Source organism: Kribbella aluminosa, from assembly GCF_017876295.1.
Lineage (GTDB): Bacteria > Actinomycetota > Actinomycetes > Propionibacteriales > Kribbellaceae > Kribbella > Kribbella aluminosa.
Genome location: NZ_JAGINT010000001.1, coordinates 1844536 through 1868875, shown reverse-complemented (window position 1 = coordinate 1868875; position 24340 = coordinate 1844536). Strand labels below are relative to the sequence as shown.

Annotated in this window: 18 protein-coding genes and 1 pseudogene; 4 read left to right on the top strand and 15 right to left on the bottom strand. The window is 69.8% G+C overall.

Annotation, left to right across the window (positions count from 1 at the left end; genetic code table 11):
- Window positions 1-118: 118 nt before the first annotated feature.
- Together tyrS and JOF29_RS09210 are read right to left on the bottom strand one after the other, a co-directional pair.
- Window positions 119-1412: pseudogene (tyrS, locus tag JOF29_RS09215) on the bottom strand (tyrosine--tRNA ligase).
- A 60-nt stretch (window positions 1413-1472) separates the two neighbouring features.
- Window positions 1473-2510, bottom strand: coding sequence for an App1 family protein phosphatidate phosphatase (locus JOF29_RS09210; protein WP_209693791.1), 1038 nt, complete (start codon window positions 2508-2510; stop codon window positions 1473-1475).
- A 133-nt stretch (window positions 2511-2643) separates the two neighbouring features.
- On the opposite strand from JOF29_RS09210, the gene JOF29_RS09205 reads away from it, so the two are divergent.
- A complete protein-coding gene (locus JOF29_RS09205) occupies window positions 2644-3591 on the top strand; it encodes an LLM class flavin-dependent oxidoreductase (RefSeq protein WP_245357517.1) in 948 nt (315 codons plus the stop codon).
- On the opposite strand, the gene JOF29_RS09200 is transcribed toward JOF29_RS09205, so the two are convergent.
- From JOF29_RS09200 to argC, 10 genes are all read right to left on the bottom strand, one after another.
- Window positions 3588-4304 (bottom strand): DNA-3-methyladenine glycosylase, encoded by a 717-nt coding sequence (locus JOF29_RS09200; RefSeq protein WP_209693790.1) that lies wholly within the window; start codon window positions 4302-4304, stop codon window positions 3588-3590. The genes JOF29_RS09205 and JOF29_RS09200 overlap by 4 nt on opposite strands.
- Before the next feature lie 210 nt (window positions 4305-4514).
- Complete coding sequence (argH, locus tag JOF29_RS09195) at window positions 4515-5930, bottom strand: argininosuccinate lyase (protein WP_209693789.1); 1416 nt, start codon at window positions 5928-5930, stop codon at window positions 4515-4517.
- 16 nt (window positions 5931-5946) lie between these two features.
- Window positions 5947-6591 carry a hypothetical protein gene (locus JOF29_RS09190; protein WP_209693788.1) on the bottom strand — a complete coding sequence of 215 codons (645 nt, stop codon included), beginning with the start codon at window positions 6589-6591 and terminating at the stop codon, window positions 5947-5949.
- Entirely contained in the window at window positions 6588-7127 is a 540-nt protein-coding gene (locus JOF29_RS09185) for an RNA polymerase sigma factor (RefSeq protein WP_209693787.1), read from the bottom strand. The genes JOF29_RS09190 and JOF29_RS09185 overlap by 4 nt, the downstream gene beginning before the upstream one ends.
- A 67-nt stretch (window positions 7128-7194) precedes the next feature.
- Window positions 7195-7749 carry an arginine repressor gene (locus JOF29_RS09180; RefSeq protein WP_209693786.1) on the bottom strand — a complete coding sequence of 185 codons (555 nt, stop codon included), beginning with the start codon at window positions 7747-7749 and terminating at the stop codon, window positions 7195-7197.
- A gap of 76 nt (window positions 7750-7825) precedes the next feature.
- Window positions 7826-8758, bottom strand: coding sequence for an ornithine carbamoyltransferase (argF, locus tag JOF29_RS09175; protein WP_209693785.1), 933 nt, complete (start codon window positions 8756-8758; stop codon window positions 7826-7828).
- Window positions 8758-9957, bottom strand: a complete 1200-nt coding sequence (locus tag JOF29_RS09170) for an acetylornithine transaminase (RefSeq protein WP_209693784.1) — start codon at window positions 9955-9957, stop codon at window positions 8758-8760. Before JOF29_RS09170 ends, argF begins: the two co-directional genes overlap by 1 nt.
- Entirely contained in the window at window positions 9954-10832 is an 879-nt protein-coding gene (gene argB, locus JOF29_RS09165; RefSeq protein WP_209693783.1) for an acetylglutamate kinase, read from the bottom strand. The genes JOF29_RS09170 and argB overlap by 4 nt, the downstream gene beginning before the upstream one ends.
- 115 nt (window positions 10833-10947) lie before the next feature.
- Complete coding sequence (gene argJ / locus JOF29_RS09160; RefSeq protein WP_209693782.1) at window positions 10948-12162, bottom strand: bifunctional glutamate N-acetyltransferase/amino-acid acetyltransferase ArgJ; 1215 nt, start codon at window positions 12160-12162, stop codon at window positions 10948-10950.
- Window positions 12159-13199 (bottom strand): N-acetyl-gamma-glutamyl-phosphate reductase, encoded by a 1041-nt coding sequence (gene argC / locus JOF29_RS09155; protein ID WP_209693781.1) that lies wholly within the window; start codon window positions 13197-13199, stop codon window positions 12159-12161. Before argC ends, argJ begins: the two co-directional genes overlap by 4 nt.
- 122 nt (window positions 13200-13321) lie before the next feature.
- On the opposite strand from argC, the gene JOF29_RS09150 reads away from it, so the two are divergent.
- From JOF29_RS09150 to JOF29_RS09140, 3 genes are all read left to right on the top strand, one after another.
- Window positions 13322-13876 carry a carboxymuconolactone decarboxylase family protein gene (locus tag JOF29_RS09150; protein ID WP_209693780.1) on the top strand — a complete coding sequence of 185 codons (555 nt, stop codon included), beginning with the start codon at window positions 13322-13324 and terminating at the stop codon, window positions 13874-13876.
- Window positions 13873-14745, top strand: coding sequence for an RNA polymerase sigma-70 factor (locus tag JOF29_RS09145; protein ID WP_209693779.1), 873 nt, complete (start codon window positions 13873-13875; stop codon window positions 14743-14745). Before JOF29_RS09150 ends, JOF29_RS09145 begins: the two co-directional genes overlap by 4 nt.
- Before the next feature lie 74 nt (window positions 14746-14819).
- On the top strand, window positions 14820-15431 hold the full coding sequence (locus JOF29_RS09140) for a GNAT family N-acetyltransferase (RefSeq protein ID WP_209693778.1): 612 nt from the start codon (window positions 14820-14822) through the stop codon (window positions 15429-15431).
- On the opposite strand, the gene JOF29_RS09135 is transcribed toward JOF29_RS09140, so the two are convergent.
- From JOF29_RS09135 to JOF29_RS09125, 3 genes are all read right to left on the bottom strand, one after another.
- Window positions 15330-21059 (bottom strand): Ig-like domain-containing protein, encoded by a 5730-nt coding sequence (locus JOF29_RS09135; RefSeq protein ID WP_209693777.1) that lies wholly within the window; start codon window positions 21057-21059, stop codon window positions 15330-15332. The two genes, JOF29_RS09140 and JOF29_RS09135, sit on opposite strands and share 102 nt — an antisense overlap.
- An 80-nt stretch (window positions 21060-21139) precedes the next feature.
- Window positions 21140-23350: a hypothetical protein gene (locus tag JOF29_RS09130; RefSeq protein WP_209693776.1), complete on the bottom strand. Its 2211-nt coding sequence runs from the start codon at window positions 23348-23350 to the stop codon at window positions 21140-21142.
- Complete coding sequence (locus JOF29_RS09125; protein WP_209693775.1) at window positions 23347-24321, bottom strand: glycosyltransferase family 2 protein; 975 nt, start codon at window positions 24319-24321, stop codon at window positions 23347-23349. The genes JOF29_RS09130 and JOF29_RS09125 overlap by 4 nt, the downstream gene beginning before the upstream one ends.
- Window positions 24322-24340 lie beyond the last annotated feature (19 nt).

Genomic DNA, 24340 nt, shown 5'->3' with positions numbered 1-24340 from the left:
GCTCGCAGGTGGCCGGTCAAATCGGCCCCCGGTGGGCTGAATCACAGGCTTGTAATTTGCCGTTGGCAACCCGGATGTGGGATTGGAGCCCACCCCACATCCGAGCAGCGACAAGCCGTCAGCCCTGCGCAGGCGAAGCCAGAACCCCTGCAAATGAACGCTTCCCGCGCCGCAGCACCAGCACACCACCCGGCAGCAGGTCGTCCGCGGCCGGCACGTACTCCGCGTCCTTCACCTTCTCGTTGTTCAGGTACGCCCCGCCCTCGGACACCGTCCGGCGGGCAGCCGACTTGCTCGCGACCAGCCCGGACTTCACCAGCAGGTCGCCGTACGTCGGCATCTGTTCACCCGCACCCAACTCCACATGCGGTGCCTCGCGGAGTGCCGCGACGAGCGTGGCGCCGTCCAGCGACCCCAGCTCCCCCTGGCCGAACAACGCCTTCGACGCTTCCTGCACGCGCCGGGTCTCCTCAGCACCGTGCACCAGCGTCGTCACGTCATCCGCCAGTACGCGTTGCGCTTCCCGGGCCTGTGGGCGTTCAGCAGTTGCCTGCTCCAGCGCGGCGATCTCTTCCGCCGTACGGAACGTGTAGAACCGCACCAGCTGCATCACGTCGCGGTCGTCGCTGTTGAACCAGAACTGGTAGAACGCGTACGGCGTCGTCAGCTCCCGGTCCAGCCACACGGTCCCGGACTCGGTCTTCCCGAACTTGGTCCCGTCCGCCTTCGTCACCAGTGGTGTCGCCAACGCATGCGCTTTGCCCTGGTCAGTACGGCGGATGAGCTCCACGCCGGCTGTCAGGTTCCCCCACTGGTCGCTGCCACCTGTCTGCAGCGTGCAGTTGTGCCGCCGGTACAGCTCCAGGAAGTCCAGCGACTGCAGCAGCACGTAGCTGAACTCCGTGTAGCTGATCCCCTGCTCCAGCCGCGCCTTCACCACCTCACGGCCGAGCATCCGGTTCACCGGGAAGTGCTTCCCGATGTCCCGCAGGAAGTCGAGGGTGTTGAGGTCCTTGGTCCAGTCGTAGTTGTTGACGATCCGGGGCCGGGTTCGGCAGCGACTGGTCGAAGTCGATGAACTTCTCGACCTGACCGCGCACCCGCTCGACCCACTCGTGGACGAGGTCCTTGGGGTTCAGCACCCGCTCGGACGTCTCCTTGGGGTCACCGATCAATCCGGTGGCGCCACCAACGAGCCCGATCGGGTTGTGGCCGGCGAGCTGGAGCCGGCGCAGGGTCAGCAGCTGCAGCAGGTTCCCCATGTGCAGGCTGGGCGCGGTGGGGTCGAAACCGACATACGAGGTGATCGGCCCCGCCGCCATCGAGGCCCGCAGGGCGTCTGGATCGGTGGAGTGGGCGATCAGGCCACGGCTCTCCAGGTCGTCAAGTACCTGAGTGCGGCGTTCGGTCACTAGTTCTCTCCTCGAGTACGTCGGTCACCACTAGTGTCCTGTACGGCGAGAAGTAGCCGCTCAGGTGGTCTCGGGACGCGTGAGCACCGAACGCAGCTGCGGACGGAGCGCGTGCCCGTCCGGTCCTTGCACCGTGACTGCGGTCGGCCGTTGCGGGTCGTGGGCGCCAGGGTCCGCGTTGGGCACCGGTAAACCGTGCGACAGCACCTGCTCGGCCGGTGTCAGCTGGCGGATGCCAATGGCGAGGACGTGGTCCGGGTGTGTCTGCGCGAAGTCGCCGTACAGCTGGGGGTCGTGCTGACCGTCGTCACCGACCAGCACCCACTGCACCTTCGGGAACTCACGTGCCAGTCGGCGTAGGGCGGTCCGCTTGTGCTCCTGGCCGCTACGGAACCAGCCTGTATTCGTAGGTCCCCAGTCCGTCATCAGCAACGGCCCCGGCGGGTACCCGTGCCGTGCGAAGAAGCGGGTCAGCGTCGGGGCGGTGTTCCACGCGCCCGTCGACAGGTAGAACATCGGCGCACCCGGGTGGTCCGCCAGCAGCTCCTCGTAGAGGCCTGCCATCCCTGGTACGACGCGGCGCGCCTGCTCGTCCCGTACGAACGTGTTCCAGGCTGCTATCAGCGGACGCGGCAGCATCGTGAGGATCACGGTGTCGTCGATGTCGCTGACCAGACCGAACGTCGCGTCCGGATCCGGGACGAAGATCCGCGCCCGGGCCTGCCGGTCGCCGTGCACACCCAGCACGATCTCGTGCCAGCCCGGCGGCAGCACCACCGGAACCGTCAGATCGATGAAGCCGCCGCGGTCGGTGACGGTGTCGAACGTCTGCCCGCTGACCGTCACCGTGACCGGCACCTTCGTCGCCGGCGCTGTTACGAACGCGCGCCACCCGCGCACCACCTGGTCCTCGTCGTACCGCGGCTGGTTACGAGGGTCGCGGCCGAGCACCACGCGCGCCAGTACGCGGACGAACTCGGTGTTGCCGTACCCGACCTGCGGGATGATCCGCTCCTGCCAGCCGCGCCGCCGCAACACCACCTGCACCCCGGCGTTGAACCAGTCCTCGAGACGGGACGAGTAGTGCGGACGGGCCATACCAGAAACCTACCCGTCGCACGGGGCCCTAGTCGCCCTCACTCGCGGTCCGTGGACACCTTTGACGCGGCCTTCACGAACTGCCGAGCGAGCTGCCGAGCGAACTGTCGGCGGCGTCTTCTACGGTCTCTCCATGACCGCTATCGGAATGTGCTTCCCGCGTACCTATCCGGCCGCGCTCGTCACCGACGTGGCACGCCGGCTCGACCAGGGTGGGGCGGACGAGCTGTGGATCATCGAGGACTGCTTCTTCACCGCCGGACCGTCGCTGGTGTCGGCCGCGCTGACCTCGACCGAGCGGTTGACCGTCGGGCTCGGGATCGTGCCGGGCGTGGTGCGGACGGCGGCCGTGACCGCGATGGAGTTCGCGACGCTGGAGGCGCTCGGGCCGGGGCGCTTCCTGCCCGGCATCGGTCATGGCGTGCAGTCGTGGATGGGGCAGATGGGGGTACGGCCGAAGTCGCCGCTGACAGCGCTCGAGGAGGTCACCACGAGTGTCGCCCGGTTGCTGCGCGGCGAGGAGGTCAGCTTCGAGGGCAAGGAGGTGTACCTCGACAAGGTGAAGCTCGACGCGCCGCCGGCCGTGGTGCCGCCGATCCTGCTCGGCGTGCAGGGGCCGAAGTCGATGGCGCTCGCGGGGCGGGTCGCGGACGGGGTCGTGCTCGCGGAGCCGGCGACCGCGGCGTACGTGCGGCAATCGGTGGAGTACGCCGGGTCGCCCGAGGGGTTCGTGGTCGCGACGTTCACGGCGATGTGCGTGCGGGAGGACCGGAAGTCGGCGTACGAGTGGACCGCGCCGTGGCTCGGGTGGCGGATCGCCGATCGGGCGCCGCAGTTGACCGCGTTGCCGTTCTTCGACGAGTTGCAGAAGCTGTACGACGCGAGCGGCGAGGCCGGGCTGGTCGGGATGCCGAGCGAGTGGTGGACGGCGATCGGTGCGATCGGGACGGTGGAGGACGCGGCCGCGCACATCGACGGGTTGGAGGCGGCCGGCGTTCAGCATGTCGGGCTCTTCCCGGATCCGGAGGTGGAGCACGGGTTGCCGCAGCTGGATTATGTGCTGGAGTTGGCGCGGCGTTAGGGGCGTTTCTTGGGGACGTGGGGGCGGTACGGCGAGACCGTCGGGTCGTTGGGGATCCAGAAGCGCCACGGGCGGTCGGCTGCGTCGCGGAGCCCGACGCGTGGGCCGGTCGCCGGTACGCCGTCGTAGCCGGGGCCGTCGAGGAGCTGGATGGGGGCGTTCTTCGCGAGCAGGTCGATGCCGTTGCCTTCGCGTCCGATGCCGAGGGCAACACACAGGCGGGCAGGGCCGCGGGCGAGGTCGCGGTCGGGGTTCGGCTTGGGGAGCTTCGCGACGGGGCCTTTGCGTACGGGGACATTACGTACGGGGACTTTGCGTACGGGGACTTTGCGTACGGCGGACTGGTTGAAGGCGACCGCGTGGTCGGCGGGGTGGCCGCGGCGGGTTCGGGCGAGGTCGAGGCCTTCGATGACCTCGCCCGCGCGGAGCAGGACGGCGGACGGTTTGCCGTCGGGGCCGGCGACGACGTTCATGCAGAAGTGCATGCCGTAGGTGAAGTAGACGTACAGGTGGCCGGGTGGGCCGAACATCACCTCGGTGCGGGCTGTCGGGCCGCGGTAGGCGTGTGAGCCCGGGTCGTTAGCGCCGTCGTACGCCTCGACCTCGGTGAGGCGGACGGCGACTGTTCCGTCTGGTGTGGTGCTTCGCAGCACCATTCCCAGCAACCTCGGCGCGACCTCCAACACAGGACCAGCCAGAACAGAACGCCGCATGCGCAGCACCTTAGGCGACCGGCGGGTGCGCCGGTCCTCCGGCCGGCTCACCCGCCGGGCTGTTTACAGAGCTGTCCCGCGCTGGTGGTCGGCAGCAGCCGGACCGGCCAGTGGGTCGCGTCAAGCCCGCCGTGTCCGGCCGGAGGGTGGTTAGCCCAGGCAGGTGGCGCGTCCGGCCGGTGGGTGGAGTCGGGCCTGGCCGGTGGTGGGTTAGGTGAGGCGGGTGGTGTGGTTGGTGGTTTGGGTTTTGAGTTCGGCTAGTTGGGCTTCAACCTGGGGTTGGGCGGTGCCGCCTCGGGTGTTGCGGGAGGACAGGGAGCCTTGGACGGTGAGGACTGTGCGGACTTCGGGGGTGAGGTGTGGGGAGATCGCGGCCAGGTCCTCGTTGGTGAGGTCCCAGAGTTCGATGCCGCGTTTTTCGCATTCCTGGACGCAGGCGCCGGCGAGTTCGTGGGCGACCCGGAACGGGACCTGCTGGCGGACCAGCCATTCGGCGATGTCGGTCGCCAGCGAGAAGCCTTGGGGAGCAAGCTCCTCGAGACGGGCGGTGTTGAAGCGGAGGGTCCGGATCATCCCGGTGAACGCGGGCAGCAGCACCTCGAGGGTGTCGATGGAGTCGAACACCGGCTCCTTGTCCTCCTGCAGGTCGCGGTTGTACGCGAGCGGCTGCGCCTTCAGCGTCGCGAGCAGCCCGGTGAGATTGCCGATCAACCGCCCGGCCTTGCCGCGGGCGAGCTCCGCGATGTCCGGGTTCTTCTTCTGCGGCATGATGCTCGACCCGGTCGAGAACGCGTCGTCCAGCTCGACGAAACCGAACTCCTTCGTCGCCCAGATGATCACCTCCTCGGCCTGCCGGGACAGGTCGATGCCGATCTGCGCGGTGACGAACGCGAACTCCGCGACGAAGTCCCGGGACGACGTACCGTCGATCGAGTTCGCCGACGAGTTCGTGAACCCGAGCTCCTGCGCGACGAAGACCGGGTCCAGCCCCAGCGAGCTACCGGCCAGCGCACCCGAGCCGTACGGCGAGTCCGCCGCAACGCGGGCGTCCCAGTCGGCCAGCCTGTCGAGGTCCCGGATCAACGGCCAGGCATGCGCGAGCAGCTGGTGGGACAGCAGCACCGGCTGCGCGTGCTGAAGGTGGGTACGCCCAGGCATCGCCACACCGAGGTGCTGTGACGCCCGGTCCGCCAGCGTGTTCACCTGGTCCAGCACCAGCCGCCCGATGATCCGGCCGTGCTCCCTCAGGTAGCTCTTGAACAGCGTCGCCACCTGGTCGTTCCGCGACCGCCCTGCCCGCAGCCGCCCGCCCAGCTCAGGACCGAGCCGCACCAGCAGCCCGTGCTCCAGAGCCGTGTGCACGTCCTCGTCCTCCGGAGCAGGGAGGAACTCTCCGGACAGTACGTCGTCCAGCAGCCCGTCGAGGCCGGCCAGCATCGCCGTCAGGTCGTCGTCGGACAGCAGCCCCGCACGGTGCAGCACCTTGGCGTGCGCCTTCGACCCCGCAATGTCGTACGGCGCCAGCCTCCAGTCGAACTGCGTCGACTTGCTCAACGCCGCCAACGCATCCGCCGGACCACCCGCGAACCGTCCGCCCCACAGGGCTGCTTTCTCACCTGAACTCACGCAAACATCCTCTCAGTCACTTGCCAAACGCCTTCCGCCAGGTCGCGGCATCCGTCGGGTTGTACGGCCGGCTGAACCCGCAGCCCCACAGGAGGAGCGTCTCCGAGCCCCGGCTCGTCGGATCGGATACAGCGCCTGTGACCAACAGCCGGCTGCCAACCGTGTACACCGGCCCGGACTCGCTGGGCATGCTCGTGACGCCCGGGGGTCTGTAGGTCACGAGCACCACCTGCTTGGGTGGCTTACTCGACGTGAACCATTGGTTCACTGCGAAAGTCAGGGCGTACGCCGGCAGCGGTCCCCGCTGCGGTGCAGGTGCGACGGACAGCACGGTTCCGTCGAAGGCGAAGGGCCGCTTCTTCAACTGCTCGAGCGAATAGGCGGAAACACAGGATGCGGCGGCGCCCTGGCTCGGAACGGCCGGAGCGGGCGTCGGAGCCGGCGTCCCTGAGACCTGTCCCGCGTCGTGTCGGTAGACGGCGACTCCGCCGATCACCGCAGCGGTCGCCGCACCTGCCGCGACCAGGGCAACCAGTGGGCGGCGGGTAGGTCGACGTTGGGTTGTCTCGAGGCGTCCTCGCGCATGCGCGAGGACTTCGGGTGATGGCGGTACGACCTGGCCGGCGGATTTCAGCTCGTCCCAGTGGTTGGTGGTGTTCATCGTTCGGCCTCCTGCCGGGTGCGTTCGTCCTGTGTTTGGCCCGAACCGGCGAGGCGTTCGTCCATACGTTGTCTGGCGCGGTAAAGCCGGGATCTGGCGGTTCCGGCCGGGATGCCGAGGACCTGCGCGGCGTCGGACGGGGTCAGGTTCTCCCAGGCGACCAGGAGCAGCAGTTCACGTTCGGCGGCCGGCAGCTCACGGAGCGCCGTACGCAGAGCGGGCCCGAGGGCGGCCGCGTCCAGGCGGGCGTCGACCGCGGCTGTTTCGTCGATCGGTCGGTCGACGAGGCGTCGTACTCGGAGCCGTTGCTTGCGGTACTCCTTACGGTAGTAACCGTGCAGGACATGCCGGGCGACACCGAACAGCCACGCACGGGCAGATCCCAGCGACGGGTCGTACGACGACCGCGCGCTGTACGCCGCCACCCAGACGTCGCCGAGCAGGTCGTCCGCGACGCCGCTCACAGTCCGCCGGGCCAGGTAGGCGTGAATTGAGGCCCCGTGTTCCTCGACCTGCGCCTCGAACCAGTTGCCCATGGCCCTCCTCCCTGGAGGCACGATGCCTTCGGTCCGTACTTGGCGGAAGAGGTCCGGAGCGTTCGCGCTAGTCGACCGTCAGATCCTTCAATGGCTGCGCCGGTCGGTCGGGCCTGGCCTCGGCGCGCTGGGCCAGGCTCAGGAAGCGGGCTGCGAGGGCCTCACCTCCGGTGGGCTTGCGGGAGACGACCATGACGGTGTCGTCGCCGGCGATGGTGCCGAGGACGTCGTCCAGACCCACGTGGTCGATCGCCGACGCGAAGTACTGGGCCGCACCCGGCGGGGTTCGGAGGATGACCAGGTTGGCGCTGCCCTCGGCGGAGACCAGGAGTTCGGACGCGACCCGGGCCAGCCGCGCCTCGAACGCGGCGGCCTCGCCGGCACGCGGCGTACGGTCACCGCCCTCCCCCGGTACGGCGTACACGAGCTGGCCGGTCGCGTCGCGGACCTTGACCGCACCGATCTCCACCAGGTCCCGCGACAGCGTCGCCTGCCCGACCACCAGGCCGGACGCGGCGAGCAGGTCGGCCAGCTCGGTCTGGGACCGCACCGGCTGCCGCCCGAGCAGATCGACGATCCGCTGCTGCCGCGCGGTCTTGGTGGTCGGTACGGCGTAGCTCATCCACGTCCTCGCTTCGCTCCGGGCGCGGATGAGGCACGAAGCGCGCTGTGCTTGATGATGAACTCGCTTCGCTCGCTCATCCCTCGAAACTCCTTGCCAGCAGCCACGACAGCAGCGCCTTCTGCGCGTGCAGCCGGTTCTCGGCCTCGTCCCAGACGACCGACTGCGGTCCGTCGATCACGGCCGCCTCGATCTCCTTGCCACGATAGGCGGGCAGGCAGTGCAGCACGATCGCGTCCGGCTTGGCCTTGGCGAGCAGTTGCTCGGTCACGGCGTACGGCACGAACGGCGCCTCGCGGTCCGCCGCCTCGGTCTCCTGTCCCATCGACACCCAGGTGTCGGTGGCGAGTACGTCGGCACCGTCAACGGCCTGGACGGCATCCGCGGTCCACGCCACCGATCCACCGGTCGTGGCGGCGATCTCCGCGGCACGGGACAGAATCGCCGGGTCCGGCTGGTACTCGGCCGGCGAGCCGACCACGACGTGCAGGCCGGCCGTCGCCCCGCCGAGCAGGTACGAGTGCGCCATATTGTTCGCGCCGTCGCCGAGGTACACGAGCTTCAGCCCGGCTGTCGGCCCCTTGTGCTGCCGGACGGTCTGCAGGTCCGCGAGGATCTGGCACGGGTGGAACTCGTCGGTGAGCGCGTTCACGACCGGTACCGACGACGCGGCCGCCATCTCCTCGATCCGCGTCTGTGCGAACGTCCGCCAGACGATCGCCGCGACCTGCCGGTCCAGCACCCGCGCGGTGTCCGCGATCGGCTCGCCGCGGCCGAGCTGCGACGTCTGGGCGTCGATGATCAGCGGCGAACCGCCGAGCTCGGCGATCCCGACGGCGAAGGAGATCCGCGTCCGGGTCGAGGTCTTGTCGAAGATCACCGCCACGGTCTTCGGCCCGTCGAGCGGCTTGTGCCCGTGCCGGTCCCCCGCCAGCTGAGCGGCCAGCGTGAGTACTTCGTCCTGCTCGACCGGCGACAGGTCGTCGTCCCGCAAGAAGTGCCTCACCATCACGCCTCCACCTTGTCGAGCAAGCCCGGGAGGGCCGCGACGAAACTGTCCGCATCAGCCTTGCTGAGGATGTACGGCGGCGCCAGCCGCAACGCGTCCGGGATCGGATTGTTGATCACGAAGCCGGCCTCCAGCGCCAGCGCCGCCACCTGGTCCGACACCGGCTTGTTCAGCTGGATCGCGAGCAGCAGACCGCGCCCGCGGACGCCGCCGATCAGCGGATGGTCGAGCGCGGTCACGGCCGACGCGAGGTGGTTGCCGATGGCATTCACCTGGTCGAGCAGGCCGTCTCGCTCGATCACGGTCAGTACCGCGAGGCCCGCGATCGCCGCGACCGGGTTGCCGCCGAACGTCGTCCCGTGGTTCCCCGGCTGCAGCAGGTCCGCGGCCGCGCCCAGCCCGATGCAGGCGCCGATCGGGATGCCGGCGCCGAGGCCCTTCGCCACGGTCACCAGGTCCGGCGTGATCCCCTCGGGCTCGAAAGCGAACCAGGTCCCGGTCCGCCCGATCCCGGTCTGGATCTCGTCGATCCACAGCAGCGCGCCGTGCTCGGACGTGATCCGTCGCGCCGCCCGCAGGTAGCCGTCCGGCGGTACGACGACGCCGTTCTCGCCCTGGATCGGCTCGAGCACCACGGCCGCTGTCTGGTCGTCGACGGCGGCGGCCAGCGCCTCGGCATCGCCGTACGGCACGAACTCCACGTCGCCCGGGAGCGGCGCGAAGGCCTCCCGGTACGCCGGCTTCCAGGTGATCGCGAGCGCGCCCATCGACCGCCCGTGGAAGGCACCGACAGTCGAGACGATCTTGGTCCGGCCGGTCCGCCGGGTGATCTTGAACGCGGCCTCGTTCGCCTCGGTGCCGGAGTTCGTGAAGAACACCTTGCCCGGGGCGTCGAAGAGACCGAGCAGTTTCTCGGCCAGCGCGATCTGCGGTGCGGACGCGAAGAAGTTCGAGACATGGCCCAGCGTGGCGAGCTGCGAGGTGACGGCGGAAACCACGAAAGGGTGCGCGTGGCCGAGGCAGTTCACCGCGAGCCCGCCGAGCAGGTCGAGGTACTTGTTGCCGTCGGCATCCCACAGGTACGCGCCCTCGCCGCGGACCAGCACGCGCTTCGGCGCCCCGAAGGTGTTCATCAGCGCACTCGTGTACCGCTGGGTCAACGCACTCTGCGTGCCGTCGACAGTGAGAAGCTCGGTCATGACGGGATCACCTGGGTTCCACTTCCGGCGTCGGTGAAGATCTCCAGCAGCAGCGAGTGCGGCACCCGGCCGTCGATGACGGTCGCCCGGGAGACGCCCGACTCGACCGCGCGCAGGCAGGCCTCCATCTTCGGGACCATGCCGGACGCCAGTGACGGCAGCAGCTCTGCCAGCTCGGCCGCGTCGATCTGGGTGATGATCTCGTCGCTGTCCGGCCAGTTGCGGTACAGCCCGGCGACATCGGTGAGTACGACGAGCTTCTCGGCCCCGAGCGCGACCGCGAGCGCCGCGGCCGCGGTGTCGGCGTTCACGTTGTGCGCCTGGCCGTCCTCGTCCGGCGCGATCGTCGACACCACCGGGATCCGGCCGGCGTCGATCAGGTCGACCACCGCCTCCGGCCGGACCTCGACGACGTCGCCGACCAGCCCGATGTCGACCTGCTCGCCGTCGACCAGCGCGGTACGCCGTTCCGCGGTGAACAGGCCCGCGTCCTCGCCGGACATCCCGACCGCGAACGGGCCGTGCGCGTTCAGCAGCCCGACCAGCTCACGGCCGACCTTGCCGACCAGCACCATGCCGACGACGTCCATCGCCTCGGGCGTGGTGACCCGGAGCCCGCCGCGGAACTCGCTGTCGATCCCGAGCCGGCCGAGCATGTCGCTGATCTGCGGCCCACCGCCGTGGACGACGACGACCCGCACCCCGGCGTACCGGAGGAAGACGATGTCGGACGCGAACGCCTGCTTGAGCTTGTCGTCGACCATGGCGTTCCCGCCGTACTTCACGACGACCGTCTTGCCGTGGAACTCCTTCAGCCAAGGCAAGGCTTCGGTCAGTACGGCGGCCTTCTCGACCGCGTCCGCATGGGTGTTCATGGGGCCTCCCGGCCTGGACTGAGGAGCGCAGGGAGCGCAGCGACTGGAGCGACGAGGGAAGGCCGGGAGTCACAGCCCCATGAACCGCCGAGCGGCAGCGAGGCAATGTGCACAGTCATGAGGAGTACGCCGAGTTCTCTTCGACGTACGCGTGCGAGAGGTCCGTGGTGAGGACAGTCGCGGACGCGGGGCCTGCATGCAGATCGATGAGTACGTCGATCTCGAGGCCGCTCAGGTCGGCCTCGGAGCGGTCGGCGCCCTTGCCGCCGGCGACACAGATGGCAGCGCCGTTCAGCGTGATGTCGAGCAGCGAAGGGTCGAACGCGGTCGGGGCGTTGCCGACCGCCATCGCGATCCGGCCCCAGTTCGGGTCGGAGGCGAAGAACGCGGTCTTGCACAGGTTGTCCTCGGCAACGATCTTCGCGGCGGCCAGCGCCTCCGCCTCGGACGCCGCGCCCTGGACCGTGATGCTCACGTGCTTGGTGACGCCCTCCGCGTCCGCCTGCAACTGCTTCACCAGGTCAGCAGCCAGGGCGGTCAGCGCGGCCTCGAACGCCTCGGGCGTCACGGTCACGCCGGACGCGCCCGAGCTGAGCAGCAGCACGGTGTCGTTGGTCGACGTACCGCCGTCGACGTCGAGCCGGTTGAACGTCTTGCCGACCGCGTTCCGGAGCGCGTGGTCGAGGTGCGGCTGGTCGAGTACGGCGTCGGTGGTGAGCACGCTCAGCATCGTCGCCATGTTCGGCGCGCACATGCCGGCGCCTTTCGCGAAGCCGCCGATGCTCCAGCCGTCCGGGTGTTTCAGGGCCGCCTGCTTCGGCACGTTGTCGGTCGTCATCACCGCGGTCGCCGCGGCCAGACCGGCCTCGGCGCCGTCGCCCAGAGCGGCGACGGCCGCATCGATCCCGGGGAGCAGCTTGTCCATCGGGAGCCGTTCGCCGATCAGGCCGGTCGAGCAGACACCGATCTCGGCGGCGCCCACTCCCAAGACGGAAGCCAGTTTCTCGGCGGTCTTGTGGGTGTCCTGGAAACCTTCCGGACCGGTGCACGCGTTGGCACCGCCCGAGTTCAGGACGACGGCCTTCAACGCGCCGGCGGTCAGCACCTGCTGCGACCACAGCACCGGCGCGGCCTTCACCTTGTTGGTGGTGAAGACGCCGGCAGCGACATCGGCAGGGCCGTCGTTGACCACGACGGTGAGGTCCGGCGTACCGGCTGGTTTGATCCCGGCGATCACCCCGGCCGCGCGGAAGCCGGCCGGCGCGGTCACTCCGGCGCTCCGATCGACTCCAAGATCCAGCGCAGCGTCCGGGGTGATATCGACGGTCACGGGGCTACTCCTACGAGAGGAAGGGCCAGGGTCTCGTCGAGACCGGTGGCCAGGTTCATGCACTGCACGGCGGCGCCGGCGGTGCCCTTGGTGAGGTTGTCCATCGCGGCCACGACGACGGCGCGGCCGGTGCGCTGGTCCAGGGCGACTTGCAACTGCACGGTGTTCGCGCCGAGGGTCGCCTGCGTCTGCGGCCACTGTCCCTCGGGCAGCAGGTGGATGAACGGCTCGTCGCCGTACGCGTCCTCGTATGCCTTCCGGAGCGTCGCGTAGTCGGTGCCCTCGGCAACGGGCGCGCTGCAGGTCGCGAGGATCCCGCGGGCCATCGGCGCGAGCACCGGCGTGAACGAGACGCTCACGGGCACCTCGGCGTACGGCGTGAGGTTCTGCTCGATCTCCGGGGTATGCCGGTGCACGCCGCCGACGCCGTACGCCGACGCGGAGCCCATCACCTCGGCGCCGAGCAGATGCGTCTTCGGGGCCTTGCCCGCGCCCGACGTACCACTGACCGCGACGACCACGAGCTGCCCCGCGTCGACGAGTCCAGCCTGAACGGCGGGCAGCAGGGCCAGTGTGGAGACGGTGGGGTAACAACCCGGTACGGCGACTCGGTTCGACCCGCGGAGCTTGTCCCGTTGCCCCGGGAGCTCCGGGAGCCCGTACGGCCACGAGCCGGCGTGCTCGCCGCCGTAGAACTCGATCCACGCCTCGGCCTCCGTCAGCCGGAAGTCCGCGCCGCAGTCGATCACGGTGACTGTATTGTCTTCGGCTCCGAGCTGCTCGGCGATGACGGCGGACTGTCCGTGCGGCAGGGCCAGGAACACCACGTCGTGACCGGCGAGGTTCTCCGCCGTGGTCTCGACCAGGATGCGCCCGGCCAGCGGCACGAGGTGCGGGTGGTGCAGGCCGAGCGCCGTACCGGCGTTCCCGCCGGCGGTCAGCGCGCCGATCTCCACCTCCGGATGGCTGCTCAGCAACCGGAGCAGCTCGCCCCCCGCATATCCGCTGGCACCGGCCACCGCCACCTTCACACTCATGTGAATGAGTATGCCATGATCCGGAAGAATATCCAACGGGGGTCGGTGGTGTGAGCGGGGTCATGTCACAGCCAACCACCTGAGGCGTGTCCAGGGGTCGACGACGAACCTTGGAGGACGAGATGGCGCGGATCGGATTGGAACACCGGCGGACGTGGTTCGTCCGGCTGGCCGAGTGGGGCAGCCGGCGGAAGTACGGCGAGGTACTGGATCCCGGGAAGGCGGCGCTGCACAACCGGCGGGTGCTGACCACGATGCTGATGATGGAGGGGTCCGCCGCTCGATGGAACAAGCTGGAGCCAGGGCTGAAGGCGCTCGCCGTGATGGTGACGTCGGCCCGGATCGGGTGCAGCTGGTGCGTGGACTTCGGGTACTGGGAGTTCCATCACCTGGGTGTCGACCAGGCCAAGCTGCGGGATGTGCCAGGGTGGCGTGACAGCGATGTCTACTCGGATCTGGAGCGCGCGGTGATGGACTACGCCGAAGCGATGTCGGCGACCCCGCCGGAGGTCACCGACGAGCAGGTCGAGCGGTTGCGGGCAGAGCTCACCGACGAGCAGCTGGTCGAGCTCACGGCAGTCGTGTCGCTGGAGAACTACCGCTCCCGTACGAACGCCGCGCTCGGCCTCACCAGCCAGGGCTTCAAGGAGTACTGCGAACTGAGGCCGGTGCAGTGACCAGCGAGCAGCTCGCGGCCGAGTTCGCGGAGCATCGCCAGGTGCTGATCGGGGCGGCGTACCGGGTGGTCGGGAGTGTCAGCGACGCGGAGGACGTGGTCCAGGAGGCGTGGCTGCGCTGGTCGGCGATCGATCACCAGACCATCGAAGGCATCCGCGACCCGCGTGCGTACCTGATCCGGATCACCACCCGGCTCGCGCTCAACAAGCTCCGCGAGCAGAAGGCCCGGCGGGAGTCGTACGTCGGCCCGTGGCTGCCCGAGCCGCTGGCGGTCGACGACGACGATCCGGCCGCCGCGGTCGAGCTGGCGGACTCGGTCAGCATGGCGATGCTCGTCGTACTGGAGACGCTGTCCCCGCTCGAGCGCGCGACGTTCGTCCTGCGGGAGGTCTTCGAGCTGCCGTACGACGAGATCGCGGACACGCTCGGGCGGTCGGAGTCCGCCGTCCGGCAGCTCGCCCATCGAGCCCGCGAACACGTGCACGCCCGGCAGCCGCGGCACCGCGTCGACAAGGCCCGGCACGACGAGCTGACGATGCGGTTCATGCAGGCCGCCGGGTCCGGCGACTTCGACGAGGTGGTCGCGCTGCTGGCGCCGGACGCCGTACTGATCAGCGACGGCGGCGGCAAGAAGCGGGCCGCGCTCCGGCCGATCCAGGGCGCGGAGAAGATCGCCCGCTGGCTGTTCGCGGTACTCGCGGACAACCCGGGGTTCGAGATCCGGATGGCGACGCTGAACGACGAGCGGGCCTACGTCGCGTACTTCGACGACCAGCCGGACACTGTCACGTTCATGACGAGCACGGACGGCCGGATCACCCAGCTGTACCTGATCCGGAACCCGGACAAGCTGGGTCACCTGACATGACCCTGGGCACCGTGCCGCGGATGCATACGTTGGAGCCGTAAGCTATCTGCAACTCAGTCGCAGATGGAGGTGCGGTGAAGTACCTGGAGGCAGAACCGGACGACGCGCTCGATCCGGTGTTGCGGGCGGACTTGCTGGACACGTGGGTGGCAGCGACGAACGCGGGCGGCGCGGTGGGCTACACGGCGCCCGCGCCGATCGACGAGATCGCGCAGAACCTGGACGGCGCGCTCGGCCGGGTCGCGGCCGGGCTGGACGTGCTCGGGGTGTTGCACGACGGGGAGCGGTACGTCGGGATGGGCATGCTGGTGACCCGCAGCGGCGCGCTGCAACCGCACTGGCGGACGGTGCTGCGGGTGATGGTGCACCCGGACTGCCAGGGGCAGGGCGCCGGGCGGTTGCTGATGGAGGGACTGCGCGGTTCGGCGAACGACCTCGGGCTGGAGCAGTTGCAGCTGACCGTCCGCGGCGGTCTCGGGCTGGAGAACTTCTACGGCCCACTCGGCTACCGGGTCGTCGGCACGCACCCGCGCGCGGTCCGCGTCGCGTCCGACGACTACCGCGACGAGATCATGCTGGTGATGTCACTTTCTCGTACGGGCGAGGACGACGAGGGTTGCGCCGAGGGCGGCGAGCAGGGCGCCGAGGGTGAGGATGACGGAGGGCGGGCCGCCGGTCGGGGGTAGTTCGGCGCGGTCGTAGCGCTGCGGCTCGTCGGCGGGCTCGGCGCCGACGGTGAACTTCACCGGGGCGGTGACGGTCTCGCCGGTCTCGCCGGTCCGCTCGTACGTCACCTTGGCGGTCCCGGTGAACGCGGCCACCGGCTTGAGCGTGACCGTGCCGTCGGTGCCGACCGACCAGGAGCCCGCGCCGTTCGTCACGTTCTTCGAGCACGTGCCGGTCGGCGTCCGCAGGCAGACCGAGCTGGGCCGGATCGTGCCGCTGTCGTTCAGCAGCGGGTTCACGGTGACCGGGTTGCCCGGCGTACCGGTCGCCGTGTCCGGCGCCGCCTTGGCGAGCAGCGGGCCGGCGACCGTCACGTCGAGCAGCGCGGTGTCCGACGTGTCGTTCGCATCGGTGACCCGGTAGACGAGCGCCCGCGTCGTCCCGACGAAGCCCTTCGCCGGTGTGTACGTGACCGCGCCGCCGTCGCCGACCACGAAGGTGCCTTCGCGCGGGACCGTCACGGACTTCTTCTCCTTGCCGTCCGCCGGGTCCCGCAGTACGACGGAATCCTGGCGCAACGGTGCGGACAGGTCACCGGGCTTGTCGTTGGCGAGCACGTTCACGACCACCGCCGTACCGAACGCCGTGTCGGCGCTGTCGTCGACGACCACCGGGCGCACCGGCACGACGGTCACGGTGATGGTCGACCGGGCGGCGTTCTGGTCGCTGTCCTTGACCTCGTACGCCGCCGGCTGCGCGGTGCCGGAGAACGTCGGCTCCGGGCTGAAGGTGACCTTGCCGTTCGCGACGACGTACGACCCCTGGCCCGGCACCGTCACCTGGTCGACGAGCGCGCCGTCGGGACCGACGAGCAGCAGCGAGTCCGGATCGAAGGTCGCGCCAGGCCCGGGCCGGTCGTTCGCGAGCGGATCGACGGTCACCGGGACCTGCTGCTTGGTGCGCGCCACGTCCGGCATCGCGATCGGCCGGGCCTGCACGGTGATCGTCAGCGTGCCGGATCCGAGCGTCCCGTTGCGGTCGGCAACCTGGTATCCGACCGGGACCGCGACCCCGGCGTACCCGTCCAGCGGCGCGAACCGGATCGCGCCCGACGGCTGCACGGTGAAGGTCCCCTCCCCCGGTACGGCGAGCGCCGGCAGCGGGACGCCGGTCACCGGGTCGATCAGCCGGACACCGCCCGCGACGAGCGGTGCGCTCGGGTCACCTGGCGTGTCGTTCGCCAGTACGTCGATGGTGATCGCGGTCTCGTACGGCGTCTTCGCGACGTCGTCCTTGATCATGGGGACGACCGGCGCGACCGTCACAGTGACCGTCGCGCTGGCCAGGTTCCCCGTCGTGTCCTTGACGCGGTACGCGACCGATACGACCCCGCGGTACGCCGGCTCCGGGTCGAAGGTGATCTTGCCGGACTTCACGGTGAACACGCCCTGCCCGGGGATCTCCACCTTCGGTCCCCAGGTTGCGCCGTACAGCTGGAGCGACGCGGGGTCGAGCTGCGCGCCGGTCCCGGGTTTGTCGTTGGCGAGCGGGTCGACCGTCACCGTCACGTTCTGCTTGGTCCCGACCGGGTCCGGCGCCGCCGTGGGGCCTTGGCCGACCGTCACCAGCAGCAGGCCTTCGGCGGTCGCCCCGTTGGCATCGGCGATCCGGTACGTCGTCGGCGTCGTCACGCCCTGGAAACCCTTCGCCGGCGTGAACTTCACCGCGCCGTAGGCGTCCACGGCGTACGTTCCCTCGCCGGCTCGGGTCAGCGTCTTGCCGTACTGGCCCGCCGCGTCCTTGAGTACCAGGCTGGCCGGCTTCAGCGGAGCCGACGGGTCGCCGGGCTTGTCGTTCGCGAGCACGTTCACGGTGATCGCATGCCCGTAAGGCGTGATCGCCGAGTCGTCGACGACCAGCGGGGTGACCGGTACGACGGTGACGCTCAGCGTCGAGGCGGCGTAGTTGCCGTCGGAGTCGGCGACCCGATAGGCGGCCGGTGTCGCCTTACCCCGGAACGCGGGCAGCGGGTCGAACTCGATCGCCCCGCTCGGCAGCACCGTGTAAGTCCCCTGGTTGGCGACCGTCAGTTTCTTCGCGGACCCGTTCAGGCCGACCGATCCGTAGTCGAGCGTCGCGTCGGTGCCCGGGCGGTCGTTGGACAGCACGTTCACCGTCACGGTCACGTTCTGCAGCGTGGAGGCGGTGTCGGCGATCGCGACCGGCGGTCGCCCGACGGTGACGGTCAACCGGGCGGTCGCCTTCGTCCCGTTCGTATCGGCCACCTGGTACGTCAGCGGCGTACCTGGACCGCGGAACGTCGCGCTCGGGTCGAACCGCACCGCTCCGCCGACAGCGGTGTACTCGCCCTCGTTCGGGATCCGCACTGCTTCCTTCGCCAACCCGTCGGCCGGGTCGACGAGCTGCAGGCTGCCCGGCACCAGCGGCGCGGTCGGATCGCCCGGCTTGTCGTTGGCGAGCACGCTCACCGTGACCCGCTTGCCGTACGGCGTCCGCGCGGTGTCGTCGGCCGCGACCGGAGTGACCGGCGCGATCGTGACCGTGATCGTCGAGCGCGCGGTCTGCCCGAACTCGTCGGCGACCCGGTACGTCACCTTGGCGCCCGTGCCGGTGAAGGCCGGCAGCGGATCGACGGTGACCGTGCCGTCCGGGTTGACCTGGTACGTCGCCTGGCCCGGGATCTTCACCAGCTTCGCGAGCGAGCCGTCCGCGGGATCCACCAGTGTGAGGCTGTGCGGGTCGAGGACGGTCCCGACGCCGGGGAGGTCGTTGGCCAGCGGGCTCAGGCGCAGCGGAACGTTCTGCTTGCCGGTCGCGGTGTCCGGCTCCGCGGTCGGCGGCGCCGGCTTCGCGACCGTGACGGACAGCGTCGCGGTGGTCGTCGTACCGTTCACGTCCGCGACCCGGTAGGTGACCGCGGTCGCGGCGCCGGTGAACTTCGGCGCCGGGGCGACCTCGATCATGCCGTCCGCGGTGGTCGTGTACGTCGCCTGGCCCGGCATCACCAACGTCGCCGTCGGCACCTTCGTGGTCGGGTCGATCAGCCGCACGGTGCTCGGCACCAGCGGGACGGACGGGTCGCCGGCGTCGTCGTTCGCGAGCACCGGAACGGTCACCCGGGTGCCGTACGCCGTACCCGCGGTGTCGTCGGACGCGTCCGGCTGGACCTTGGTCACGCGCACGGTCAGCGTCGACCGCCCGACCGCACCGTTGCTGTCGGCAACCTGATAGCCGACCGCGGTCGCCGTGCCGTTGAACGACGGCAGCGGGTCGAACAGCACCCTGCCGTCGGCCTTCACCACGTACTTGCCCTGGCCGGGGACGACGAGCGACAGCACCGGCTGGGTCGCCGACAGCAGCCGGACGCTGCCGGGTTTCAGGGCCGCGCCGGTCGGCCCGGCCTTGTCGTTGTCGAGCACCGGTGCCACCACGGTCCGGCCCTGCAGCGTGCTGATGACGTCCGGGTTCGCGACCGGCGGGCCGGGTGCCGCGACGGAGACCGTGAGCTCGGCGCGCGCCGCCGTGCCGTTCTTGTCGAGCACTTGGTAGGTGACCGGCGTACCGACGCCGGTGAAGCCGTGCAGCGGTTCGAACGTCACCTTGCCCGCGTCCACCAGGTACGTGCCCTGGCCGGGGATCGTCAGTTTGTCGACAATCTGCTTGCTGACAGGATCGACCAGCCGCAGCGTGGCCGGCACCAGCGGTGCGTCCGGCGAGCCGGGCAGGTCGTTGTCGAGCACCGGTACGACGACGGCGGTGTCGAACGCGGTCGAGACCGAGTCGCCGTTCGCGGTCGGCGTCACCGGGGTGACCGTGACCGTCAGCGTGGACTCGGCCGCCTGCTTCGTGGTGTCGCTGACCCGGTACCCGATCGACGTACCGACGCCGGTGAACCGCGGCTTCGGGACGAAGTCCACGCCGCCGTCCGGCTTCACGACGTACGCGCCCTCGTCCGCGATCGCCACCTGTTTCTTGAACTTCGCGTCGGCCGGGTCCCGCAGTACGACGGAGCCCGGGACGAGCTGCACGCCCGCGGCCGCGTGGTCGTTGGCGAGCGGCTTCACGGAGACGCTGACGTTCTGCGGGGTGGTCGCGGTGTCCGGCATCGCGACCGGGTGGTCGGGCAGCGACACCGTCACGGTGAGCTTCGCGGTCGCCGTCGTACCGTTGCTGTCGGCAACGCGATAGGTGACCGGCTTGGCCGTACCGACGAAGCCGGGCACGGGCTCGACCCGGATCGTGCCGTCCGAGTTGGCGACGTACTTCGCCTGGCCGACCACGGTCAGCAACTGTGTGCATTGTTGATTGTCGACAATGCACAGCGTCGCCGGGACGAGCTGCGCACCCGGATCGCCGGGCTTGTCGTTCGCCAGCACCTTGACGACCGCGGCGGTGCCGAACCCGGTCGTCGCGGTGTCGTCGGTCAGCACCGGCGGAGGCGGCGGCGTGATCGCGAACGGGTAGTCCTCGACCTCACCGGCATCCGCCGCACCGGTCGGCTTCTCCACCTGCGCGTCGTTGTATCCGACCCGCACCCGCGCGTACGACGTACCCGCCTTCGGCGCGATCTCGGACCAGCGCAGCGTGACCGTCGACTGGTTCGCGGCGAACGGCGCACAGGCTCGTTCGCCCGGATCGAAGACGCCGTTGACGTTGACGTCGATCCACCCGCACGCCCGCCCGGCCTTCGACGCGCCGGTGAGCTGCAGGTCGGCGGAGTACGACGTACGCCCGGTGTGCAGCGGCTTGAGAACGACCCCGTCGCCGGGCCGCGGCGTAGGCGAACTGGTGGTGCCGTTCGGGATGCCGGGGTTGTCCTCCGGCGCGTCCTTGCCGAGGCGTACGTCGCTCAGCACGGACCAGGCGGTGCCGTACGACGTAGGCGCATGGCTGAAGTTCTCCGGCGCGGAGGCGACGATCGAGAACGCATCGCCGGACGAGCCGTCGTTCAGCGCGGGCAGCTTCGGGTGCTTGGTGAACAGCGCCGAGACGGTGAAGCTGACCTTGGTGACGACACCGTTCACGCGGACCGAGCCGCACGCGGCGGTTGCGGACGTGTCGAGACCGGACGGCGACTTGGTGTTCACGCAGTTCGGGCCGGTGTCGTGGTTCGCGGCGGTGATCGTGTCGCTGCTGACCGCGAGGTTGTTTCCGGTACCGAGCTTCGTCAGGCTCAGGCCGGCGGTGCTGAGCTTCAGGATCGCGTGCAGTTCGGACTGCGCGACGGTCCGGCCGCTGACGGTCCGGGTGACCGATCCGCCGATGCCGCCGAGGTGCAGGACCGGGTTGCGGACCGGCTGGGAGAACGTGATCGTCACCGTGCCGCGGTCGCCGCAGCCGCCGGTGGACGCGCAGTCGCCGGTGTTCACCACCACGTCCTGAGTGGGTGTGCCGGGCGCGATCGCAGGCCGGTAGGTGGCCGGGCCTCGGAAGCCCGCGGTCGTCGGGTCGCCGAGTTCGGTCTGCCCGGTCACCGTGATCGTCTGCCGCAGGCCGGAGCCCGGCATCACCGTGGTCGCGCCGGCGGTGAAGGGCGCGGTCGGCACCTCGTAGGCGTTCGCTGTCAGAGTGCCGAGGCTCAGCAGGCCGGTGACAAGAAGAATGGCCCCCGGTCGGGTTGCCCGCATGTGTCCAGCCCTCCCGAGCAATCACGATCGACGCTGCGGCCGCGGGCGGGCGAGCCTTGCCACCAGATGTTACGGGACGTTCACGCTCCGAGGTCGTAGATCCGCACCTTGCCGATGCTGTGTCGCCGGACCGCGAGCCGGTCGAGCGCGGGCGAAATGGGTCCGTTGCGTCCGTCGGCGTACAGCCAGCGGACGTCGTACTCGTCGCGCAGCCGCCGCAGCACCTCCGCGGTCGGTGCGGTCAGGGCCTGTTCGGTGAGCGCGACGCGGTCCGGCCACGGGGACGGCTGCTCGGTGTAACGGCGGCCGCCGTGGCCCTGCGCGGCCATCGCCTGGTTCGTGTACGCCCAGCCCTCGATCAGCGTACGGCGGCCCGCGATGCCGCTGACCAGGTAGCCGCGGGCGTCGCAGCCGGGCGTTCCCGGGCCGGCCGGACGGCACCACGTGTTCGTCGCGACCACGTCGTACCGCCCCGAGTGCTGCCCGAGCCACAACGCGGCCTCGGCCTCGTCCGGGTACACCCACCAGCGCGCCGCGCGGTACGTCGGCGCCCTCTCGGTGTCGCCCCGTACGGCGCTCTGCGCGAACGAGCTGATCGGCGCGGTCGACAGCAGCACGAGTACGACGAACATGCCGCCGCCTGCCTGCCGCAACGTCAGCCGCCACACGAGCAGCAGGAACAACGTGATCCCGAGGACGACGAGCAGCATCCGGGTGGTCAGCCACAGCTGCCGCCCGGTCGACGCCGCGGGGACACCACGGGCCCAAACGAGCAGACCGGCGTACCCGATCGAGAGGATGAAGGCGGCGATCGCGATCGGCATCGGGCGTCCCGACGCGCGGGCACTGGTCGCCGCGAACCAGCCCGCTCCGGCCAGGCTGAACGGCGCCGCGGTGTAGACGAAGTACGACTCGCTCACCGACGGGTGGTCGACCAGCAGGTACCCGGCCCAGCCCGCGATCATCGCACCGAGCAGGAACCAGGCGATCGGGTCCCGGCGGCCGGTGACGCCGAAGCCGGCCCAGGACATCGCCTGCAGGGTCAAGAGCAGACCGAGCAGCAGGCTGAGCGTTCCGAGCACCTCACCATGTGCCAGCGCTGGGAGGATCAACCCGCCGTCACCGGGCTGCGTCTTGTCGCCAGTAGCGGCGGTGTAGACGGGCAGGGACTTCAGTACGGCGAGGAACTGCACGCGTGAGCCGCTGGTGCTTCCGGCAACAGTCAGGAACGTAGCGGCGCCAGCAACGAGCAGGACGACCGCCGTACCGATCAGGCGCCATGGGAGGCGTCGGGTTGTCACCAGCAGGTACAGGGCGGCTAGGCCGACGGCTGCTACCAGCAGTGGGAGTACGGTCGGCTTGGAGCCGCCGCCTACGACCGCGACCGGGACGATGAGCAGCCAGAGGCGATGGCTGCCGTTTCTGAACAGCAGCTCGATCAAGAACACCGCTACCGCAACAGCCGCGACCATGCCGAACGTCTGAGACGGGCTGAGCAGACTGACCGGCGGTGCGAGGTTCACGCTCGTGTTGACGAGCAGGAACAGCTGCGGGGCGGCTAGGGCGAGTGCGGCGAGTACGCCGGTCCACCAGGTGCGGCTGACGATTCTTGCGAGTGTTGCGCAGACGAGCAGCGATACGACCAGCCACGGGAGGACCCAGAGCCGGAACAGTACGACGAGCGGTGTGAGGCGGGTGACGTCCACGGCGGCGGCCATGTCGGCGTCCGCGAACCAGTGGTAGTCCAGCCGCTCGTTGACGACCTGCGGCAGCTCCGGCGGCACGGCACGCGTCAGCTCGTGCACCATCGACAAGTGGTAGAGCAGGTCCGGGTAGTACGCCTCGCCGTGCGGGGGCATTGGGTGGTATGCCATCACGCCGAGGGTGGTCGCGCCGACCATCACCGCCGCGGACACCGCCAGCCCGACGGTCCACGCGAACGGCAGCGGCTCGGGTTCGGCGATCCGGAAGTACCGCCGACCGGCGACCGCGAACCCGATCAGCACCAGCGCCGGCCAGACGATCAGCCAGCGCTGCCAGCCGAGCGCGGTGAAGATCGCCCAGCCGATCAGCTGCCAGGTCGCGCCGACCACCGACCCGAGCCCGAGATCCTCGGCCCAGTTACCGGTACTGCGCCACGCGGCCCGCAGCAGCAACGTACCCGGCAGCGCGATCGCGCCGGCGAAGTACGCGGCGTACTTGAGGATCGGACCGGCGCCGAAGTCACCGAGCGAGACGAACCCGCCGACCGCTGCCAGGATCGGCAGCAGCCAAGGGGCCGACCGCCTCATCTGGTGCTTTCGTGAACGGGCTCCTGATGCCCGTGGTCGTCGAGGCTGTCGTAACCGACGAGGAACTGCGGACGGCGCTGACTCGACTGGAACAGGCGGGCGACGTACTCGCCGAGCAGCCCGAGACACAGCAGCTGGATCGCACCGATCACACTCACCGCGAGCACGGTCGACGTCCAGCCGGGAATGCTCCGGCCGGCCAGCTTGATCACCAGCGCGCCGATCACGAACAGGCCGGACATCGCGCCGCCGAGCAGCCCGAGCCAGGTCGCCAGCCGCAGCGGAGCCGCCGAGAACGCGGTCACGCTGTCGAACGCGAGCCGCACCATCTTCGACAGGCTGTACTTCGTGGTCCCGGCGGCCCGCTCCGCCCGCACGTACTTCACCTCGGTGCTCGGGAAGCCGAGCCACGGGATCACCAGCCGGAACACCCGGCCGTCGTCGGGCAAGGCGTTCACGGCATCGACCACCCGGCGGGTCACCAGCCGGAAGTCGGCGGCGTCGAACGGGATCTCCTTGCCGACCAGACGGCACATCAACCGGTAGTACAGCCGGGCGCTCGTCCGTTTCGCCCACGAGTCACTGGAACGATCCGAGCGGACGCCGTACACGACATCGACGTTCTTCTCGTCGACCGCCTTCAGGAACTCGGCGATCACCTCCGGCGGATCCTGGAGGTCGGCGTCGATCGTGACCACATACCGGCCGCGGGCGCGCCGGAAGCCGGCCGACTGGGCCGCCTGGTGACCGCTGTTCCGGAGCAGCCGGACGACGCGCAGCTGCGGCCAATCCTTCGTGGCGTCCAGGAGCAGCGCGGCGGTCCGATCCCGGCTGCCGTCGTCGACGACCAGCAACTCGTAGCTGATCCCGAGCCCGTCCAGCAGCGGATGCATCCGCTCGAAGAAGATCGGCAGCACCTCTTCCTCGTCGTACATCGGTACGACGACGGAGAGCTCGGGCTTGTCCCGCATTGGCTACCTTTCTCCAGAT

Bases quoted from the DNA above. Each gene is read 5' to 3' on its own strand.
- JOF29_RS09210 (WP_209693791.1), bottom strand. From the start codon at position 2,510: ATGGCCCGTCCGCACTACTCGTCCCGTCTCGAGGACTGGTTCAACGCC.
- JOF29_RS09205 (WP_245357517.1), top strand. From the start codon at position 2,644: ATGACCGCTATCGGAATGTGCTTCCCGCGTACCTATCCGGCCGCGCTC.
- JOF29_RS09200 (WP_209693790.1), bottom strand. From the start codon at position 4,304: ATGCGGCGTTCTGTTCTGGCTGGTCCTGTGTTGGAGGTCGCGCCGAGG.
- JOF29_RS09190 (WP_209693788.1), bottom strand. From the start codon at position 6,591: ATGAACACCACCAACCACTGGGACGAGCTGAAATCCGCCGGCCAGGTC.
- JOF29_RS09185 (WP_209693787.1), bottom strand. From the start codon at position 7,127: ATGGGCAACTGGTTCGAGGCGCAGGTCGAGGAACACGGGGCCTCAATT.
- JOF29_RS09180 (WP_209693786.1), bottom strand. From the start codon at position 7,749: ATGAGCTACGCCGTACCGACCACCAAGACCGCGCGGCAGCAGCGGATC.
- argF (WP_209693785.1), bottom strand. From the start codon at position 8,758: ATGGTGAGGCACTTCTTGCGGGACGACGACCTGTCGCCGGTCGAGCAG.
- JOF29_RS09170 (WP_209693784.1), bottom strand. From the start codon at position 9,957: ATGACCGAGCTTCTCACTGTCGACGGCACGCAGAGTGCGTTGACCCAG.
- argB (WP_209693783.1), bottom strand. From the start codon at position 10,832: ATGAACACCCATGCGGACGCGGTCGAGAAGGCCGCCGTACTGACCGAA.
- argC (WP_209693781.1), bottom strand. From the start codon at position 13,199: ATGAGTGTGAAGGTGGCGGTGGCCGGTGCCAGCGGATATGCGGGGGGC.
- JOF29_RS09150 (WP_209693780.1), top strand. From the start codon at position 13,322: ATGGCGCGGATCGGATTGGAACACCGGCGGACGTGGTTCGTCCGGCTG.
- JOF29_RS09135 (WP_209693777.1), bottom strand. From the start codon at position 21,059: ATGCGGGCAACCCGACCGGGGGCCATTCTTCTTGTCACCGGCCTGCTG.
- JOF29_RS09130 (WP_209693776.1), bottom strand. From the start codon at position 23,350: ATGAGGCGGTCGGCCCCTTGGCTGCTGCCGATCCTGGCAGCGGTCGGC.
- JOF29_RS09125 (WP_209693775.1), bottom strand. From the start codon at position 24,321: ATGCGGGACAAGCCCGAGCTCTCCGTCGTCGTACCGATGTACGACGAG.